Source organism: Sphingobium sp. RAC03 (assembly GCF_001713415.1).
In the GTDB taxonomy this organism is placed as follows: domain Bacteria; phylum Pseudomonadota; class Alphaproteobacteria; order Sphingomonadales; family Sphingomonadaceae; genus Sphingobium.
Genome location: NZ_CP016456.1, coordinates 251,182 through 269,814, shown reverse-complemented (window position 1 = coordinate 269,814; position 18,633 = coordinate 251,182). Strand labels below are relative to the sequence as shown.

The window sequence follows — 18,633 nt, the reverse complement described above, 5'->3', positions numbered from 1 at the left end:
ATCCTCTAATGACAGGGGTTGTTTTCGCCCGCGCCCATAGCATCATCCGCCATGGCTGGAAACCCAATCGGACAGCGGATCCCATAGTAGCGTGCGTGCCCGGCCGCCCACGACCATGCCGACATGGCCAAGCGCCAGGCTGCGTTGCTCGGCAAGATCAGGAGCAGCCGCGGCGGGCACGATGCGGTCGGTTGTCGATCGGATCGAAAGACTGGGGCAGGGCAGGGCTTTGGGATCGATCAACTGGCCGCCTACCGACCACCGCCCTTCGCCGGTTGCATCGCCCGCATAGAGATCATCGAACAAGTCGCGGGCCGCAGCGTAGGTCAGCGGTGCGCCTTCATTCGCCCAGTCCTCGACCGCCAGGAACGCGCGGGCAGCGTCCGATCCTTTTTCCATATCGGCGAAGGCGGCATATTTCTGGATCGTGCGCTTGGGGTCCATCGCCCAGAAGCCTGATTGCAGCACTTCCATCGGCACATAACCCAGCCGTTCGCAGATCGCCTTGGCGTCGCGCCACAGCACGCTGATTTCCTGTCGGTCGGCATCGGCGAAACCGTCGAAGGTCCAGGGCGACGCGATCGCGACGACGGCCGTTACCTCGCGCAGCATGGCCGCAGCAATCGCGAACGTGCCGCCAAGGCAATAGCCCGCCAGAATGGGCGGGCGCGGTAGATCGGCGAGCAATGGCAGTAATCGCTCCGTTATATGCGCATCCAGGCCCATCGCTGCATCGCGGTGCGTCGGCGCGCCCCAATCGACCAGATAAGCGTTATGCCCCGCTGCGCACATGTGGCGCAGCATCGATCGGCTTTCCGACAGGTCCAATACTTGCGGCGGATTGATCAGCGAGGGGATGAACACCACCGGCGCCCGCCCATTTTCAACGCCATAGCGCAGCAGTCGAGCGCTGCCCGCCACGGCCACGCAATCGGGGGCAGGGGGAGCAGGCGGGCGCTGCGCCTCCTGATAGCGGCGCAGGCCTGTGAACGCGCGGCGGCGCAGTTCAGGATCGCCCTGCGTCTCGCGCCATAAAATATTGAGAAAAAGGGGTAATGGGCGCGGTCCATGTTGCGGTGCGACATGGCCTTGTGCTAGTGCAGAATGAGGTTCTGAGGGAGAGGCTTTCATGTCCAAATCTAAAGTGGTCAACGAATCCGATCCGGTCGTTATCAAGAAGTACGCCAACCGGCGTCTCTATAATACCGAAACTTCCAGCTACATCACGCTCGACCTGCTGTCGCAGATGACCCGCGAAGGGCGCGAGTTTACCGTGGTCGATGCCAAGTCCGGCGAGGACATCACGCACAACGTTCTGACCCAGATCATCATGGAGGAAGAACAGCGCGGCACCAACATGCTGCCCGTCAACTTCCTGCGTCAGCTGATTTCCATGTATGGCGATTCGATGCAGTCTATGGTGCCGCAATATCTGGAATCGTCGATGGACGCGTTCCGCAAGAACCAGCAGCAATTTCAGGAAGCCATGAAGGGCGCTTTTGGCGGCGGCCCATTGGCCGAGATCGCCAAGCGCAACCTGCAGATGTTCGAAGCGGCGGCCAGCGCCTTTGGCAATGGCGTGCCGGGGATGCCAGGCGTTCCGGGTGCAGCACCTGCACCCGCTGCAACGGACGGCAGCAAGGATGACGAGATTGCGGCGCTCAAGGCGCAACTGGCGGCGTTGAACGCAAAGATCGACAAGCTGAGCTGAATAACAGGATCGGACGGGACCATGGCGAAGGCGGATCGGTTGGAGCGGCTCGACGTTCGCCGCGAGGAACTGGAACAGGCCTATCGCGAGGCGCTGATCGCTGCGCTCCAGACGACCGCGAGTGGCAAATGGGGCCTGTTCGATCATCAGAAGGACAAGGCGGCACGGGCCAAGGCGGCGCCTATCGTCGCCGACCTGTGCGACACGGCCGACGAGATTGACAATCTGCGCGCCACGTTGGGCCTGGAGCCGTTCGCCCTGCATCAGGATTTCATGGCCGCGCGCGGGCCGGTATCGTCCGACGCTGTCGGCGAACCCAAACAGGCGCGCGCCTGGCTCGATCGGCTGGGCGTCCCAGCCTGAATCTATCGCCATGCTCAGGGGTCGACAGGTGTAGCGCGATTGCCCTATGGCGCGCCATTCCTTTCCGTTTCTAGCCCAAGGCCCGACCCCGTGAAGCACGCCCTTTCCGTCACCCGCGAACAGGATTTTTCCGCCTGGTATCAGGCCGTCATTACCGAGGCCGACCTGGCCGAGGAAAGCGGCGTGCGCGGCTGCATGGTCATCCGGCCATGGGGCTATGGCATCTGGGAACGTATCCAGAAACTGCTGGACGAACGGATCAAGGCGACCGGCCATGAAAATTGCTATTTTCCGCTGTTCATCCCGCTGTCCTATTTCGAGAAGGAAGCCGAGCATGTCGACGGTTTCGCCAAGGAAATGGCGGTCGTCACCCATCACCGGCTGATCCAGAAGGATGGCAAGCTGGTGCCCGATCCTGACGCGAAGCTGGAAGAGCCGCTGGTCGTGCGTCCCACATCGGAAACGGTGATTGGCGCGGCGTTCAGCCGTTGGGTCCAGTCGTGGCGCGACCTGCCTGTCCTCATCAACCAGTGGGCCAATGTCGTGCGCTGGGAAATGCGCACCCGCATGTTCCTGCGCACCACCGAATTTCTCTGGCAGGAAGGGCATACGGCCCATGCCAGCGTGGACGAGGCGCTGGAAGAAACGATGAAGATGCTCGAAGTCTATCGCAGCTTCGCCGAAGAATGCGTCGCCATGCCGGTGATCGCGGGCGAAAAGCCCGAAAATGAGCGTTTCCCCGGTGCCGTTGCCACCTATTCGATCGAAGCGATGATGCAGGATGGCAAGGCGCTGCAGGCCGGCACCTCGCATTTTCTGGGCACGACCTTTTCTGCGGCGCAGAATATCAAGTTCCAAAATGCCGAAGGGCAGCAGGAACTGGCCCAGACCACCAGCTGGGGCATGTCGACGCGGATGATCGGTGGCCTTATCATGGTCCATGGCGACGATGACGGCCTGCGCGTGCCGCCGCGTGTCGCGCCCTATCAGATCGTGGTCGTGCCCATGTTGCGCGACAATGACGAAGATGCCGCGATCGTCGATTATTGCACCGATCTGGTCAGCCAGTTGAATGCGCTCGACCTGTTCCGCGAGCCAGTTCGCGCGCTGCTCGACAAGCGCCCGGCCAAGGCCGCTACCAAGCGCTGGGGCTGGGTAAAGAAGGGCGCGCCGATCGTGATCGAGGTTGGTGGCCGCGATGTGGCGGGCGGTAATGTCTCGGTCATCCGCCGCGACCGGCTCTATCGCGAGGATGGCAAGCTCGACAGCCAGATCGTGGCGAAGGGGGACTTCGTCGCGGGGGCCACGTCGATCCTGACCGATATTCAGCAAGCGCTGTTCGCCGATGCCAAGGGACGGCTCGACAGCAATATCGAAAGCTCGATCAGTTCGTTGGATGCGCTCAAGGCCTATTTCGATGCCAGCGCCAAGCCGGGCTGGGCGCTGGTGCAGTGGAGCAAGCCAACCGGCGATGCGCTCGACAAGGTCGTGCAATGGCTCAAGGGCGAGAAGCTGACACTCCGCAACATACCGAGCGACGCGGCGGCGGCGGATGGCGCGTGTATCTTCACGGGCGACACCGCTGTGGAACGGGTGCTGGTCGGCCGCTCCTACTGAGCGGCCGCTTCAGGCGAGGGTGAGGTAAATCTCCGCCTCGATCAGCCAGTTTTCGCCGCTTTGCCGCCATTTGGCGGTATAGATGCCTGCGGCTCGCCTGTCGAGGCAAGGACGCCCTGCCATTGGCCATGCTCCATCGCGATCGGCTCGACGGCCGACGCGATAATCGTGCCCGGCGTCCGGGTGTAGATCAGCCGCTCAGCTGCGGCGAACTCGCGCCGCCACGCCAACATCTGCGCCTTGCGCCCGGCCAGCACCGCACTGTCCGTCCCCGCGACGAGAATGGCGTCTCGCGCCAGCAGCGTTTCGATCATGCGCAGGTCGGCTTGCGCCAGCGCCCGGTTGAAGCTGGCGCGGCGCAGGCGGATGGCAAGGTCGGGGGTGGTGGTCATGGAAAGCGGTCGTAGGTCGTGCCACCCGCCGATGCAATTGGCAGACTGACGTCAGGCGGCCAGACGGTCGCCCGACAGCTTCTCCAGCAACGCGGCCACCTGACCCGCCGGAATCGGACGACTGAAGAAATAGCCCTGGATCTGGTTGCATCCTTCGGCGCGCAATATTTCCAGTTGCTCGCTGCTTTCCACCCCTTCGGCGGTGGTTTCGATGCCGAGCGCGTCGGCCAGCGTGGTGATCGCGCGGATGATGGCCGTCGCGCCATCATGTTCCAGCAGATCGATGATGAAACTGCGATCGATCTTCAACTTGTCGAAGGGGAAACTGCGCAAATAGCTGAGCGACGAATAGCCCGTGCCGAAATCATCAAGCGCGATCCGCACGCCCAAGGCGCGCAGCGAATGGAGCGAGCCGAGCGTCGCTTCGACATTGTCGATGAACAGGCTTTCGGTGATCTCCAGTTCCAGCCGGTTCGGTGCCAGGCCCGACCGCGCCAACGCCTGCAACACGATGCTGTTGAGCGTCGCACTGCGGAACTGCACGGGCGAGATATTGACCGCGATGCGGATGTCGTCGGTCCATGTCGCGGCAATGCGGCAGGCTTCGTGCAGCGCCCATTCGCCGATCGGGACGATCAGGCCAGTTTCCTCCGCCAGCGGGATGAACTGCACGGGCGACACCATGCCATGTTCCGGGTGGTTCCAGCGCAGCAGCGCCTCGAACGCGGTCACACGGTTCTGCGACAGGCCAAACAGGGGTTGGAAATAGAGTTCCAACTCGCCTTTGCGCAGCGCATCATGCAGATCGATCTCCATCGCGCGCCGGGCCTGTGCTTCAGCATCCATCGCGCTTTCGAAAAAGCGATGGCTGCCCTTGCCGTCATCCTTGGCGCGGTGCAGCGCGAGGTCGGCATTTTTGAGCAGTTCCGTCGCGTCCCGGCCATCCTGTGGCGCGAAGACGATACCGATGCTGGTACCGGTCACAATCCGATGGCCATTGACGTCGAACGGTTGCGCCAGCGCCTTGACGAGCGCGCGACCAGTCTGGTCGGCGCTGCCGCTGCCATCGGGCAGGATCACCGCAAACTCGTCGCCGCCCAGCCGCGCCACAAAGCCCTGCGGACAGGTTTCGCCCAGCCGCGTTGCCACTTCGCATAGCAGGGCGTCGCCGGTCGGGTGGCCCAGCGTATCGTTCACAGACTTGAAATTGTCGAGGTCGAGGCAGAACAGCGCGAAGTTGGCACCGCCATGACGGCTGAGCGCGAGCGCAATTTGTTCGCGCAACAGGGTACGGTTGGGCAAGCCCGTCAGCGAATCGTGAAAGGCCATATGGGCGATCTGCCGCTCGCGTTCCTCGACAGCATTGACCATGCGATTGAAGCTACGTGCCAGTTGGCCGATTTCGTCGCGTGTTTCCACCGCTACCTCGGCATGCTGGCCTGCACTGACCTTGCGCGCGGCGGCCTCCAGCGCCACGATCGGGCGGGCCAATCGGCGCGATGCGACGAAGGTACCGGCGATCGCCAACACCGCGCCCAACGCGCCAAATCCGAGCAGCGCCCACAGGATCGGCGCATAGTCCCGCAACGCGCGCGTGAGGCTATATTCCAGGACGAGTATCTGCGGCGCCGATTCGACCAGGGTCGGCACGCTGCGGGCTTGCATCAGGATGCGTTCGCCATTGCGTGCGACTTCCTTGACGGTGCCTGCGCCGATGTCCGATCCGGTCTGCGGCAGGATGCGGGGATGCAGGTCGATGGAGGACAGGCGCGCAATCTGCCTGAGGTCGGCCGGACCCATCGTCCGCGCAAAGATCACCCATCCCGTGAGGATCGGGGCACGCACCGGAGAGGCGGCGACCATGTAATTTTCCCCGCCCCAATGGGCGACGCCGCGCTCCCGGCCCATATCCAGCGCGTCGAACAACTGATTCTTCTCACCGACCGACATGCCCGGCACATGGCCGACGACAGTGCCATCGACGCCCACGAACAAGGCGTGCTGCAGGTCGAAGCGGCCTTGGAGGCTTTCGAGCGCGGATATGATGGTCGGCGCATCGCTTGTGCCGACGGCCTCGCGGAACCCGAAGTCGCTCGCCAGCACATTGCCGGCCTGCGCCATCTGGCTCACCTGCATCGCGGCAATGCGATCGAACAGCGCACTGCCGACGGCCATTTCGCGCCGGATCGACTTTTCGGCATAGGTTTCGATCGCCATGCGTGTGCCATAGAGCGCCAGCATCGACACACCCACGAACAGCGCCCCGTAGAAGAGGGTCATCCGCAGGGTCAGCGTCGATTGCAGCCGCCAGACCCACCGCTGCCATAGCCCCGTCAAGGCAGTTGCGCCCTTCACCGCGCGGCGCGCAGCGTCAGCGGCACCGTCTTGCTGGCGGCACCGCTACCGGGAATGGGGACGTTCACCACCAGTTCGTTATCCTTGGCGCGCAGCAGCGGATGCCAGATCGTCACCTGTGCCGTGCCGGTCGCCATGCCAGTGATCCGCGCCGTGCCTGCCGCGTCGCTCTTGGCGGCGAAGGGCGTCTCTACGACTTTGATGAAGCCCGTCATCTGATCGTGGATATTGCATCCCACCGCGACGGCACCCGGCGTCTTGAAAGTATAGCTGCGGGTTTCATCCTGGCCGAATAACTTGATCTCGAACTTGGCCGGACGCGAAAAGGAATAGACGTGGTGGCGCACCTTATCCTTGTTGGGAAAGCGCACCGTAGCCCCCACCGGCACGATCAGGACATGTGGTACGAAGGCGACATTCTGCTGGATCATGGTGGTGGGCCAGGGAAAGCGGATGGGGCCTGCGGGGATGCCGCCAGCGGGCCGGACGGAAACGACGGCATCGCTCACCGGGCGCCCCGCCGCATCGACCAGTTTGAGATTGAGATCCCCGGCCATGACTGGGCTGGCCGTGCAGGACAACAGAATGAGCGCAAAGCGTAAGTTAGGCATGCCGCTGTGTTTAGCGGTAAATATTGAACAATTACTTATAATCCGCGTGGATCGCCAGAACCCGCTCTCTTCCCGACATCACGCTGAATATTTTTTTAACCAGGTCCGTCTATGTCGCTGAACATGACTCGACTTCTCCTCGCCGCCACTATGGCACTCTTCGCTACCCTATCCCTGTCTCCCACGGCGAGCGCCAGACCGCTCCGCCATGGCGGCAAGCTCCTGCTTACCAATGGCATTGCGTCGCTTGAGGGGGCGAGCGGGGGTGGCCTTACGCCCTGGGCGGTGATTGCGGGCAACGAAACGGACGAAGGTATCGGCCTGTCCGGCCATGGCACGATGGTCGAGGTGAAGGACTATGATTATTGGAGCGCGGGCGTAGCCGTCGGTTTTCGCGACCGCCTCGAACTCAGCTACGCCCATCAGAATTTCAACACCAACGACATCGGCACCGTGCTGGGCCTGGGCAAGGACTATGCTTTTTCGCAGGACATCATAGGCGCCAAGGTCCGGGTCGCGGGCGATCTCGTCTATGACCGGCTGCCTGCCATCGCGATCGGCGCGCAATATAAGAAGAACGGGCAGGGCGCTGTCGTCCGCGCGATCGGAGCGCAGGATGACGAGGGCGTGGATTATTACGCTTCTGTCAGCAAATTATTCCTGTCGCGCTCGATCCTGCTGTCCGGAACCGCCCGGCTGACCAAGGCGAACCAGATGGGTCTGCTCGGTTTCGGTGGCGATAAGCAAGATAGCTATGGTCTACAGTTCGAAGGATCGGCCGCCTGGCAATTGTCGCGGCGCGTCGCGATCGGCGGCGAATTTCGCAGCAAGCCCGACAATCTGGGGATCGCGCGAGAAGATGACTGGTTCGACCTGTTCGCGGCAGTCGCTGTGCATGGCAACCTGACTGCCACGGTCGCCTATGCCGACCTTGGCTCCATCGCCACCGTCAAGGGCCAGCGCGGCCTGCTCCTGTCACTCCAGGCCGCTTTCTAAGGACGTCATCATGTCTCTGCTTCTTTCGCTGCTCCTGCTGCAAGCCGCACCCCATGCCATGCCCGGCGAAGACGCGGTCGATCCCTATGTGCCCAATGCGGCCCATGCCGGCGGCACGCCCTTCACCGGCGATGCCATGGCACGGGCATTTCACGGCCAGGACGGCATCAGGCGCGTGGTCGATGGCATGGTTGTCCGCGCCTATGCCGATCCCATCATTGGCGAGATTTTCGTGGGACATGACAAGGTGCGCCTGAGCCGGACGCTGTTCGAGCAATTTTGCTACCTGCTGAACGCTGGCTGTTCCTACAGCGGTCGCGACATGGCGAGCGCGCATAAGGATTTGGGGGTGCAGCGCAAGGATATGAACCGCCTGGTCGAACTGCTCCAGGAAGCGATGCGCGCGGAAAAGATCGATTTCCAGGCGCAAAACCGCTTCCTGTCGAAACTCGCGCCGATGCATCATGATGTGGTGAAGCAATAAGCCAGCCGCCAACGGCGGTAGTGGTGCACCCAACTGGATTCGAACCAGTGGCCTTTGCCTTCGGAGAACCTACCAAGGCCGGAATTGCGCGGTTTTTGGCCGCGTGTTCCCGTTTTAGGCGCGGGAACGTGGCGTGAACCTGCATACGTAGCTGCAACATAACTTGCACGCTCCTATCGCCGATCGGCAGCGCGTAGCGCCGCCGACATGAAGTCGGGATGGTGGTGGGCATAGAGTTCCGTGGTCCGAGAGTCTGAATGGCCCAGCCATCCGCCGATATGATGGAGAGGGACGCCTTTTTGTGCCATCCAGGTGCCGCATGTGTGCCGGAGGGTATGGGGAGAAACGCCTACTAGCCCAGCGCGCTTGCATGCACCGCCAAAGCTGCCATGGCCTGCCTTGTCGGGATTTCCATCCCAACCGCCGCCAATGTCTTTGATGCGCTTCCCGCCGTCATGGACCACATAGCCCAATTCCGTTCCGCGCCTGCGCGCCAGGCGCAGGAACGTCATAAGACGCTGCGGGATCGGTTGGTCACGCACACGGCCCTTGTTCGTCCGGCGTGTACCGATCGGCGCAAAATCGATCCTCCCGCGATCAAGGTCCACCTGCGGCCAGCGAAGCGCCAGGATCGCGCCAGGGCGCGCGCCGGTATATAGCCCAAGCATGATGTAGAGCGGGAGATATAGCCGCACATTGGCATAGCTGGTGCGTGCGGCATTAAGCAGCCGCGCCGCCTCCGTTTCCGTCAGCCAGCGATCTTTGCCGTCGGGCTTTTCCGGCAACTGGACGTGCGGCACGCGCGTCAGTCGTCCTTCCTGAAAGGCGAAATTGAGTGCCGCGCGCAAGGTCGTCAGCTCGCGGCGCACAGTGCCCGGCGCCTTATTGCGCCAGCGCACATAGGCGCCGCACGTCTGCTTGGTGATCGCGTCCACCTTCTGATCGCCCCAATATTCGATCAGCGGTGACAGGGCATAGGCAATCCGCACCGGATCGGCCGTATTGGGCGCATGCAACGTGCCATACAGGTCTAGGGCAGATGCGATCATATAGGTTGAAGGATCTGCTGGCCCTATCGGCCGTTCAGCGAACTCACGCTCGCGGAGGAACCCGGCAAGCGCAATTTCAGCCGTTCGACGGTCTGCCGTGCCAGTGCTGCGGGTGCGCTTTCGGCCCCCTTCATACCAGACGATGTAGAGCGAGCTGCGTCCGTTGACATGTTCGAGCCGGGCACCGAGATTTGGGCGGGGCATGCCGTCACCTTTCTGGATTGAATGAAAGCGTCGACGTCCGCCGCTTCGAAAAGCCAGGCCTTACCGATCTTGACGGCAGGCAAGCCTTGCTGGCGCATGCTGCGCAAAGTCGTGGCGGAGGGCAGGCCGAACGTCTCGGCAACTTGCTTTGCCGTAAGGAGCCGAGCGTTCATCGCTTAGTCGTCCAACTCAAAGCCGTTCAAGGTGAACAGAGTGCGGCCCCATGCATTTCGCAGCGCCTGACCGAGGGGCAGCGTCAAGGTGGGGAAGGGATAGTTCGATACGTCGCGCAACGGCTCTTCGTCATAACGAGTATCGGAGCGCAATACCGAAAAAATTGCCAACTTGAAGTCACGGCAAACTAGGCGAAGAGGTGGGGTAAGCACGGGCAAATAAGGTCGAATTTCTAAGGCTGATCCCCATTCTTCAAGTCGTAAGCCATCGAATAGATCGATGAACTGCTGCTCAATTTCGTCGATTACAATATCTTGCGAATTGAACAACGCTTCAGTCATATTGCCAGCGGCAATCGACATACGGAGTGCAGTTAGCACTCCAATTTCCTTGCAGCTAAACAGCCGCGTGGAACCAGGTTGGACGCCCTCAATACCAAGCCAATCATATCGATTGACCCAACCCGTTATGGTTGGACGCGGCCGTGCCAAAATATGCGATACCTGTTGAGCCGTGCAAACAGGTTCGTTGAAACTCGGAATGATAAAGCCAGCAGACATATGCACCTCACTTAATGAGGCGTGATTAGCTGAAAGCTGATGAGATGTAAATAGCGTGGGTCTATCATGAAATGCCATCATGATCGCCATCCCATGTCCCGCTGCCGCGCCTGCTCGGCTTCCAAGTGATTGAGCGGCCCTAGAGACTGATCGACGCCATAGACAGGTAACAGGCGATAATAATCCGCGCCTTCTGCTGCCTGCGGTTCGTCATCGACATTGCCACCCGGCCAATCGTCCTCTTCATCATCGTCGTCTGGTTCGGCATCAGAATCTTGCAACGGGCTGTCATAGCCAATCCGGCCTAGTGAAAACATGCGCGCGTCATCGTCCCACGCCGGGCAGCAATCTTCGTTGTCATCTTCCGATTCGGGGTCGCCGTCGGTCGCGTCCAGCATGGCGATCAGCAACTCGATCTGATCCTCGATCGCGCGCCGGTTCATCGGCGGCAAGGGCAGGGCCGTTGGCATCGGGAAGTGCATGCTCATTGTGCCGCCTCCCCATTGCCGAGAATATGATCCATGTCCCGCAAAACGAGGTCGATCGGCGCGGGATAGTGTTCGTCGCCTTCCAGCACGTCCAGTTCGCCCGACTTCATGTAGGCGAGCTTCGCCCGCAATGCGGGCAGGGTGGCAATCGGCGCGACCATCATGGCCCGCTCGGCTTCATGATGACGCGCACCCCAGTCGTCAAAATCATGGTCCGACATGTCAGATGATGATGTGCGCAAGCAGGCCTCCCAGGCGGCATCGACCTTTAGGCGTTGCGCATGGAGGTGCCAGAAATGGGCGTCCGCCGTGTTAGTGGCGGCAGGGAGAGGCCTGCCACTGGCCAGCGCAGCAGGGGCGATGGCGTGAACAGTGGGCACCAGCGCGATTTGAGATAGGGCCAGGGCCGCAAGCACATCACGACGGCCAACAGGATTGGCAGGGGCAGAATCCGCCCGTAGAGGGGAGTGAGCCACGATCGATCTCCTTAGGATCGTTTACTGGTTAGGGTCGGAGGGAAGCGGGAACTTCCCTTCGGCCTGCACTCGTGTTATCACCACATTGTAATGAACGCAACTCATGATAACACGAAACGCAAACGCCCCGCTCAGACCGGGCAGCTAATTGGCGTTCGGCTCCAACCCGACCAGCTAGTGACGTTGGACGCATGGATTGCACGGCAACCGACGCCGCAACCGACGCGGCCGGAGGCGATTCGCCAAATTATCGCTGGCGCGCTCAAAGCCTAATTCGGGTTTGCCGTCGCCTCAAAAGCCATCAGCAGGTCGAACACGATGTCTCGTTGCGTCGTGCCCAAGGTGATCGCCAGTAGCGTGAAGCCTATTCGATCGACCAGCGCATGCCGCACATGGCGCGTGCCACCCAAGCCCGCGATGGCGGGATAGGTGGAATATTTTACATGATCAGCAGCCGCCGGACATTGCGCCAGCAACTGATCGATCGACTTGAGCAAATTATGATGTCGGCGGCCAAAACGCTGCGCAAGCTCGCGACTATCGAGCCAGATGGTCGGCAAGGTCGCAGTGTCTGGCATCAGGGCCGTGCATCCCGTTCTGCGGCCAGCCGTTCATTATGGCTGCGGGGCCGTGCAATCGTGACCAGCATCAGCCACAGAACGCCGATAAGCGACGGTGACAGCGCGCGCACCCGGTAAGCCCATTCGATCTCCGGCCCACGAAAGTCGAGCCGGGCGGGCGGGCTATGCTGCGCAGTGCTGACGATGCCGTCATAGGCCTCGACAAAGCGCTTCGTGATGACCGCGCCCGCCATTGGTCCGGCATGTAGCTTCATCGTCATCAGGTCGTCGCGCCGGATCGTCAGCCGCTTGTCGATCAGCAAATAGGTCATGTCGCCCACCGCGTCGCCCATGCAGTTGCCGGTGGTTCTGGCGATCAGGAAGGGGCCGATGGATCGCTTGCAGGCACCTATGGGCGTGATGGCGTCCAAGCGCAGACGGCGATAGCCCAAACCGCCCATATGCCATTGTCCGGTGATCATCGCCGATGGAGTGATGGCGGTCGTGACGACGAAGGTAACGGCAGAGGCCGCGAGGGTCGAGATACCCAGGATAGTGCCAACCGTGATCGGGTCAGCGAAGGCGGGGGTCACGTAGAACAGCCACGCCCCGACCAGGCCGATGATGCAAGCGCTTAGGAAACTGTGCGGGGCCATTGGAAGAACTCTCTATCGCCATGGATTCGTGTCATGCAGCGGGAGGGGTGAGGAAGGCCGGATATGTCGCCCAGGGCGGCCCCTCCCGCTTTGCTATCCACCCTTCGCTTGCCTTAACTCGGTGCTGCACCGGGATTCTTGTACGCGCCGCGCCAGTCGACCAGGCCAGCGCCAAAATCCATATAGACCCGGAAGGATGTGCCCAGCGTGGTCCATCCATCCTGCATTTCGACCCGCGGGCCTTCATGGCCTTCCAGATAGGCATATTCCAGCACCGGGGATGCGATCGGGTCGGCGAACAGATACCAGGGCAGGGCATCGAGACGCGGATCGACCAACGGTTCGAGCTTCCCCGCAAAGGGATTGGCGTTATCGACCTGCGCAGGCGTCAGGCTGGTGGCGATCAGCTGCTCGATCGTCGTTTCGAACGTCGGGCTGGAAAGGATATATTTCGGCGCGGCGGCGATCGGCGTCACGCCGTCTAGGTCCTTTTGGCTCCGCATGGCAAAGCGCCCGCCGCTAAGCGCAGCAACGCTGGGCACAACGCCGGACGATGCCAGATTGCCATGGTCGGCATGGAACAGGGCATTGCTATCCGACATGGCGGGATTGCTGTTCAGCAGGTCGGCCAACAGGCTTGCTTCCGTCTCGGCCGACGCCCGCGACATTACGCGGATAGGGTCGCCAAAGGCCCCCAGGTCATCATTGATGATCGCTTGCCGTGTGAGGGCGAACATTTTAGCGAAGGTTTTGACGGCGTAGGTTTCCTTGCGCGCCTTGAACGTGCCGGACTTGATCTCGCCAGCTTCCAGCACTTCGGGCAGCGTGCCAAAGCCGGAGAGCTGAAGCCCGCTAATCGACCGGAAGTCGCGAGCGCCGCGCCGGCGGCCGAGTTTCTTCAACGGAGATTCGGCGGCCGCGAACATATCCATTAGGAAGCGCTGGCCAGCGCCGGTCAATAGGTCGGGGAAGCTGCTCGTCGTATGATAGCTACCGTCGTAGCTTCGTGTGGAATGCAGATAGCCCGACGGCCCGCCACCCATCCGGCTGTTGCCCAATGCCGCCGCGTTGAGAACGTCGCCAGGGGCCATATGCTGGACGCCAGAGACTCCGGCGCGCTGCGCAACCTCGCCCGCGATCTGCACCAACGACATGTGCATGAACTGGCGCGCTTGGTCGGTCGGCGCGCGGCCGCTCATGCGGGCATAAAGGGCATCCTCGATCGCATTGCCGTGGAAGGCCGGATTCTCAAATGTCGATTGGGCATTTGAAAAGGACTGGGCACTGCGCGCGATGAAGTCGGATGCGCCGCCGCGCGATCCACCCGACCGCACGGCGGTTGCTTCGTTCTGAACTTCGCCAAGAATGCGCAGCATTTCACTGCGAGCATCGCCCGCCGACAGGCCGCGTTCAGCCATTTCGAGTACCACGGACGATACAGCGTCGCGGGAAATATTATATTGGCTCGCGGCCATGTCGCCAATGGTGCGCAGTTGAGCGATGGTGGCCGCCGGGCCGTTGGGCGGTTCGGGGGTATCGGTGGAGGGCGCGACAGGGGCACCGTTGGTTCGAGTAGTCATAGGGAAAATCTCCAGGGAAGAGTGTGAACGAAGGGTGCAGGGGAATAGTCCGGCAGAACCGGAGCGGTTACGAACCTGTGCCAGGGCATCGAAAGGCACCGGCACAAAGCTGATTTCGAAGGGTTCCCAATCGATGGCGCGGTAAAGCGGGCGCCCGCCTGCGTTGCGCTCGATCTCATAGCTATGGACCGTGTATCCGACCGACAGGTTGCGGATGATCCCGTTGGCTATGTCATCGACCAGGCTGGCAATTTCGGGTCGTTCGGACAGCTTCAGGGTCGCGATGCCCTGACCGCCTTGCATGCGCGCAGAGCCGGGCACGACGGTTCCGATCTGATTTGCCAGTCCGCCCCGTTGGTGGGTGTCCAGAACGGGGGCACCGGCATTGAGCCGGTCGAGCCTAACATGGATCGGCCCGGTTTCAAGTTCTTCATCAACGGTCTCGCCAGCGTTCCAATCGAACTTCACGCCACGCGCGCCGGTCGTCCAGACGACATCGATCGTGCGGGTTTCGGGGTTCCAACTGGTCGGCGCGATATTGGCGGACCGTACTTGGCTTGCCGCCATGATGCGGCGTTCGGAGGTGGCGGGGGTTGCGCTGTTCATGCCCTGATTTTCGGGCCGTCGCGGCGATCGGTAAATTACCCTTTTGCGGCCATATGCGGACATATGAGGCCAAACCCTACCCTTTTGCGGCCACGGCGCTTGCCGATGCACGCCATTGGGTTGCCGCCCTTGCATCATGCCGCCGCTACATCGCCCAGGGCGGGCGCGACGCGGGTCGAAAGCTGGAAGTCGATCAACTGGTCGAGCGTGTAGCTGATCCGGCCGCCGGGCGATCGATGGTGCCCGATCCGGCCCATCATCCGATAGCGCCGGAGCGTGCGCCCGGAGATGCCCAGGTAAGACGCGGCCGACGCTTCGTTATATTCATCTTTCAAGCCGTCCATCATGTCGCCACCACATTGCAATGTGAAGTTAAGCTATTGAACTTGTTCAGTTCACGGAGTTCATAAAGCTAATCTGCCCTTGAACCGCAAACCTATGCCCATCGCCCCACCGCACTACGGGGGTGGGGCCGGTAAGGACCCGTTGGGGGTGGGGGGTCATCAATTCGCGTGCCTTCGCCGCCATTCCGACCCGGCTTCCTCGACAATGCTCGACAACAGCACGATCGCTTCCGTCTCGCCGAACTGAAGGACCAGAATATCAGCGGCCGCTTTGAGCAATGCCGTGGCGGCCTGTGCCGGATGGTCGGTATGACACACGGCCTGTTGCATAAGCTGCTTTGAGAGTGGCGAAGTGGTGCCGGTCATCATCTTACCTTTCAATGGCCCGCACGTTCGATGGCGCGCGCAAGCTGTTGGAGTTGCCGACGCAGGTCGTCGCGCCGTTCGAAATATCGTTCGGGGTTTTGCCAGTCCGGGTGCAGGCGGCCGATGTCGCGGGCGATCGAACGGGCGCGGTCGGTCAGAGCAGGCGCGCTCACTTCGTGAACCCCCTACACAGAACCAACCCTTGCACGAAAAGCCCATAGCCTTGCGCACCCTTGCGCAGGCCGGAGACATAGAATGGCGGAAAACCGCCATTCTCTTTCAGAGAGTGCAAGACTTGCAATACTTGCAAGGCTTTTGTGTAACTCTCGCGCATGCGCGCAGACGCACGCCCGCGCGCACACGCATGAAGCATGACATGCACATAGGCCTTGCAGGTGTTGCAAAGGCGCAGAAAACCGCGCCTAAAGCCTTGCTTTGAGCCTTGCACCACCCTTGCACTAAGCCTTGCAACACTAGACTGGTAAGTCATCATCATCCTCCCAGGGGCGGTGGGGCTGATCAAATCCGGGCACATAGTCGTCGGGCCGATCTTCGCTTGCCAGGTCGTCCGCCGTGCGTGTCGTCTCCAGGTCGAGCCACCGCATGCCGTGGCTTTCCATCTTGCGATAACCGCGATCGAGCATGGCCTTACTAAAGCCCATCTGCGTCCACTCCCGTTCACCGGCCGCACGCGCCCATGCCAGGAACAAGCCGTAGAGCTTGGACGATTGGACCCGCTGCCCATCGGCAGGGCGCGTGCAGGCCGCCAGGAAGCGTCCCAGCGGGTCGCTCTGCTCCCGATAGTCTGCCGTCGCACCGCGCACGCTGGCGGGTTCCTGCAGGCCGCGAAGCCGCCAGTCGATCAGGCCGTCCAGAAGTCGGTTGAGGATGCCGCTCGCCTCGTCTCGCAACTTGGCGACCAACTGGCGGTCCTTTTCCGCGTCGGGAATCTGCACGTCCCACGGGATCAACATGACGCGCCGCCAGATGCCATCGTCAACGCCGCTGATCGACGGCCGATGGTTGCCCGATATGATCATTTTGAAAGCGGGATACAGGTCGAATGGATCGCGGTTCAAACGCCGCACCGGCATGGGTTCGCCGCCGGTCGCCAATTTGATCAGCGCTTCGGCCAGCTTCGATCCCTTTTCAGGTTCCGACGTGCGCAGCAGGCGAACGCCCACCAGCGCGGCCAGGTCAGGCGACGCCTCCGATCCTTTCCGTTTGCGCCCCTGATCAAGGAATGTCTCGATCGGCACGGTTCCGGCATAGTCGCCCGCGATCGTCGCCCATGTATCCACCAGCGTCGATTTGCCGTTCGCGCCCTTGCCGTAGAAGAACGCCAGCTTTTGTTCGCTCACATCGCCAGTAAGGGACAGGCCGCCCCACCGATGGAGAAAGGCGCGCATGTCGTCCGACGGCTGCACGCGCGCCAAAAATCGGTCATAGCGTGGGCATGTCGCCCCCGGCCGATAGTCCACCGGCACCAGGCGCGTGATCAGGTCGCAGGGATCATGCGCGCGCAGGCGCAATTCCGCCCACGGTTCCGGCGCATTCGGTTCATAGACAATCTCAAGCGTGCCGTTGGCGCAATTGATCAGGTAGGGATTGCGGTCGAGCTGCTCCGGCTGGACGGTCAAGCCGTAGCCTTCGAGCTGGCGCGCTATGCCAGCAATGCAAGCGAGCTTCGCCGCGCTCTCCGAGGCCTTCGCCCAGGCCGCGAGCTTATCCGACAACAACACTTCATCGCCGTTGCGCTTCGTCTCGATCAGGTCGTCCAGCGCGCCCGCATCGCCCCGATCGCGGCGGCCGCTGTCCCGCATGACGCGCGCCTCCTGCCTGATCGCGCGCACGGTCGCATGCACCCACCCGCCGATCAGGGCTTCGGCCCCGTCATGGATGAAGCGCCGCCCGTCATGGGCAATCCAGCCCCATTTATCGACATAGCGGACGCGATCGCCAAAGCGGGCGGCAAAGCGCTCGGCATTGCCCAGGTCGGTCAGCGGCACCATGCACAGGCGGCGATGGAGCGCGTCGTCATCCGGCGCATTGTCATTGGCCTCCGCTGGCCGCACCCGCGCGCCTGTTTGGCGGCGCGTCTGTTGCCGGTCTGCAATGCCGGAAAGGTCGCGCGGATTGCCCAGGCCCGCCGCCCAACCGCTATCGATCGTGGCGTGAAGCTGCGCTTCGCTATCCCGCCCCGGATTCTTCGCCGCCGATTGTTCCAGTGCGGCTCTCGCCATCCCCTCCGGCAGAGCATTGGCAGCGACCAACTGGGCAATATTGAACGCCGCACGGTTAAGGCTGTCCTGCCTCCCGCCACTGCCCGCTTTCTCGACTTCGGCGCATTCGCGCTGCAGCGCGGTCAGCGCATAGCGCTCCGTCGCCGTGTCGCCCGTTCCCTTGTGCAGGGGAGACGATCCATTGGCCTTGCTGGCCTTGCGCGGGCGAAGGATCGCCAGCAGCGCAGCAGGGGCGTCGATGATCGGCGCGGCGCTGTCATCGCGCAGCCAGCGATAGACGCCACCCGCTGCGTTGCGACCCGGCGGCACAATGACATAGCCGCCATCGCCGCGCACATCGACATGTTCGGGCAGCGCATTGCTGTTGCGGACTGGATCGTCCTTTGGCTGGCGAAAATAGACATGGACGCCGCCGGAGGGCGTGCGCACCGCGAGGGAGGCAGGAAGGGCACAACCCATCTGCGCTTCCAGCTCTGTTTTCAGGCGATCGAGCGTCCATTCCTCGCCTGTGTCGGCATCGATGCGGGGATCGAAGTCGAGCGCAAAAAATCCGCTCTTCCCCGTCGCGATGCCGATCAGGGCATGGGGCCAGCGCTTCCACCAGGCGCGAACCGTCTCCGCATCGCAACTGGCCTTGGACAAGCCGCCGCTTTTCGGCACCGGCTTGCCGTCGATCACGTCGCGCGGGACCAATGGCTTTTTGTCGCGCGGATTGCAGGGCAGCACCGGCCAGCCCCGCGCGGCAAAGGCCAGCGCAGCGTCCAGTGCCGAGGGTGATGAAGCTACCCGCTCACCCAT

Annotated in this window: 19 protein-coding genes and 2 pseudogenes; 5 read left to right on the top strand and 16 right to left on the bottom strand. The window is 62.1% G+C overall.

Annotated features, from left to right (window positions below; all coding sequences use genetic code 11):
- Positions 1-42: 42 nt before the first annotated feature.
- Complete coding sequence (locus tag BSY17_RS05915; RefSeq protein WP_443019485.1) at positions 43-1,131, bottom strand: alpha/beta hydrolase; 1,089 nt, start codon at positions 1,129-1,131, stop codon at positions 43-45.
- Here BSY17_RS05915 and phaR point away from each other — a divergent pair.
- The 3 genes from phaR to proS all read left to right on the top strand — a co-directional run bounded on the left by phaR (position 1,130) and on the right by proS (position 3,691).
- Positions 1,130-1,711, top strand: coding sequence for a polyhydroxyalkanoate synthesis repressor PhaR (gene phaR, locus BSY17_RS05910; RefSeq protein WP_037476801.1), 582 nt, complete (start codon positions 1,130-1,132; stop codon positions 1,709-1,711). The two genes, BSY17_RS05915 and phaR, sit on opposite strands and share 2 nt — an antisense overlap.
- 21 nt (positions 1,712-1,732) lie before the next feature.
- Positions 1,733-2,074 carry a hypothetical protein gene (locus BSY17_RS05905; RefSeq protein WP_069064802.1) on the top strand — a complete coding sequence of 114 codons (342 nt, stop codon included), beginning with the start codon at positions 1,733-1,735 and terminating at the stop codon, positions 2,072-2,074.
- A gap of 90 nt (positions 2,075-2,164) precedes the next feature.
- Positions 2,165-3,691 (top strand): proline--tRNA ligase, encoded by a 1,527-nt coding sequence (gene proS / locus BSY17_RS05900; RefSeq protein ID WP_037476804.1) that lies wholly within the window; start codon positions 2,165-2,167, stop codon positions 3,689-3,691.
- A gap of 9 nt (positions 3,692-3,700) precedes the next feature.
- Here proS and BSY17_RS05895 read toward each other — a convergent pair.
- The 3 genes and pseudogenes from BSY17_RS05895 to BSY17_RS05885 form a co-directional block, all read right to left on the bottom strand.
- Positions 3,701-4,083 (bottom strand): annotated as a pseudogene (locus BSY17_RS05895) (DUF4440 domain-containing protein).
- Between the two features lie 51 nt (positions 4,084-4,134).
- Entirely contained in the window at positions 4,135-6,420 is a 2,286-nt protein-coding gene (locus tag BSY17_RS05890; protein WP_237236437.1) for a putative bifunctional diguanylate cyclase/phosphodiesterase, read from the bottom strand.
- 14 nt (positions 6,421-6,434) lie between these two features.
- Entirely contained in the window at positions 6,435-7,049 is a 615-nt protein-coding gene (locus tag BSY17_RS05885) for a cupredoxin domain-containing protein (protein ID WP_069064800.1), read from the bottom strand.
- A gap of 123 nt (positions 7,050-7,172) precedes the next feature.
- Between BSY17_RS05885 and BSY17_RS05880 the strand changes: the two genes are divergently transcribed.
- On the top strand, positions 7,173-8,045 hold the full coding sequence (locus BSY17_RS05880; RefSeq protein ID WP_150125735.1) for a DUF3034 family protein: 873 nt from the start codon (positions 7,173-7,175) through the stop codon (positions 8,043-8,045).
- Between the two features lie 10 nt (positions 8,046-8,055).
- On the top strand, positions 8,056-8,529 hold the full coding sequence (locus tag BSY17_RS05875) for a group I truncated hemoglobin (protein WP_069064798.1): 474 nt from the start codon (positions 8,056-8,058) through the stop codon (positions 8,527-8,529).
- 173 nt (positions 8,530-8,702) lie between these two features.
- Here BSY17_RS05875 and BSY17_RS05870 read toward each other — a convergent pair whose 3' ends face one another.
- From BSY17_RS05870 to BSY17_RS05825, 12 genes and pseudogenes are all read right to left on the bottom strand, one after another.
- Entirely contained in the window at positions 8,703-9,782 is a 1,080-nt protein-coding gene (locus BSY17_RS05870) for a tyrosine-type recombinase/integrase (RefSeq protein WP_069064797.1), read from the bottom strand.
- Positions 9,783-9,853: 71 nt separating this feature from the next.
- A pseudogene (locus tag BSY17_RS22165) lies at positions 9,854-9,955 on the bottom strand (hypothetical protein); the annotation flags it as partial.
- Positions 9,956-9,958: 3 nt separating this feature from the next.
- The gene (locus tag BSY17_RS21185; protein WP_150125734.1) at positions 9,959-10,606 is read right to left on the bottom strand and encodes a hypothetical protein; all 648 of its coding nucleotides are present in this window, start codon (positions 10,604-10,606) and stop codon (positions 9,959-9,961) included.
- Positions 10,594-11,004: a hypothetical protein gene (locus tag BSY17_RS05860; protein WP_069064795.1), complete on the bottom strand. Its 411-nt coding sequence runs from the start codon at positions 11,002-11,004 to the stop codon at positions 10,594-10,596. Before BSY17_RS05860 ends, BSY17_RS21185 begins: the two co-directional genes overlap by 13 nt.
- Positions 11,001-11,225: a hypothetical protein gene (locus BSY17_RS05855; RefSeq protein ID WP_069064794.1), complete on the bottom strand. Its 225-nt coding sequence runs from the start codon at positions 11,223-11,225 to the stop codon at positions 11,001-11,003. The genes BSY17_RS05860 and BSY17_RS05855 overlap by 4 nt, the downstream gene beginning before the upstream one ends.
- A 524-nt stretch (positions 11,226-11,749) precedes the next feature.
- Positions 11,750-12,058: a Rha family transcriptional regulator gene (locus tag BSY17_RS05845; RefSeq protein WP_069064792.1), complete on the bottom strand. Its 309-nt coding sequence runs from the start codon at positions 12,056-12,058 to the stop codon at positions 11,750-11,752.
- Positions 12,058-12,696, bottom strand: a complete 639-nt coding sequence (locus tag BSY17_RS05840; RefSeq protein ID WP_069064791.1) for a hypothetical protein — start codon at positions 12,694-12,696, stop codon at positions 12,058-12,060. Before BSY17_RS05840 ends, BSY17_RS05845 begins: the two co-directional genes overlap by 1 nt.
- Positions 12,697-12,809: 113 nt before the next feature.
- Entirely contained in the window at positions 12,810-14,882 is a 2,073-nt protein-coding gene (locus BSY17_RS05835) for a prohead protease/major capsid protein fusion protein (protein ID WP_069064790.1), read from the bottom strand.
- Positions 14,883-15,016: 134 nt separating this feature from the next.
- Entirely contained in the window at positions 15,017-15,229 is a 213-nt protein-coding gene (locus tag BSY17_RS05830; protein ID WP_069064789.1) for a hypothetical protein, read from the bottom strand.
- A 156-nt stretch (positions 15,230-15,385) separates the two neighbouring features.
- Positions 15,386-15,595, bottom strand: coding sequence for a hypothetical protein (locus tag BSY17_RS21180; RefSeq protein ID WP_150125733.1), 210 nt, complete (start codon positions 15,593-15,595; stop codon positions 15,386-15,388).
- An 8-nt stretch (positions 15,596-15,603) separates the two neighbouring features.
- Positions 15,604-15,765 carry a hypothetical protein gene (locus BSY17_RS21500; RefSeq protein ID WP_171899193.1) on the bottom strand — a complete coding sequence of 54 codons (162 nt, stop codon included), beginning with the start codon at positions 15,763-15,765 and terminating at the stop codon, positions 15,604-15,606.
- A gap of 300 nt (positions 15,766-16,065) precedes the next feature.
- Positions 16,066-18,633, bottom strand: a complete 2,568-nt coding sequence (locus BSY17_RS05825) for a phage/plasmid primase, P4 family (RefSeq protein ID WP_069064788.1) — start codon at positions 18,631-18,633, stop codon at positions 16,066-16,068.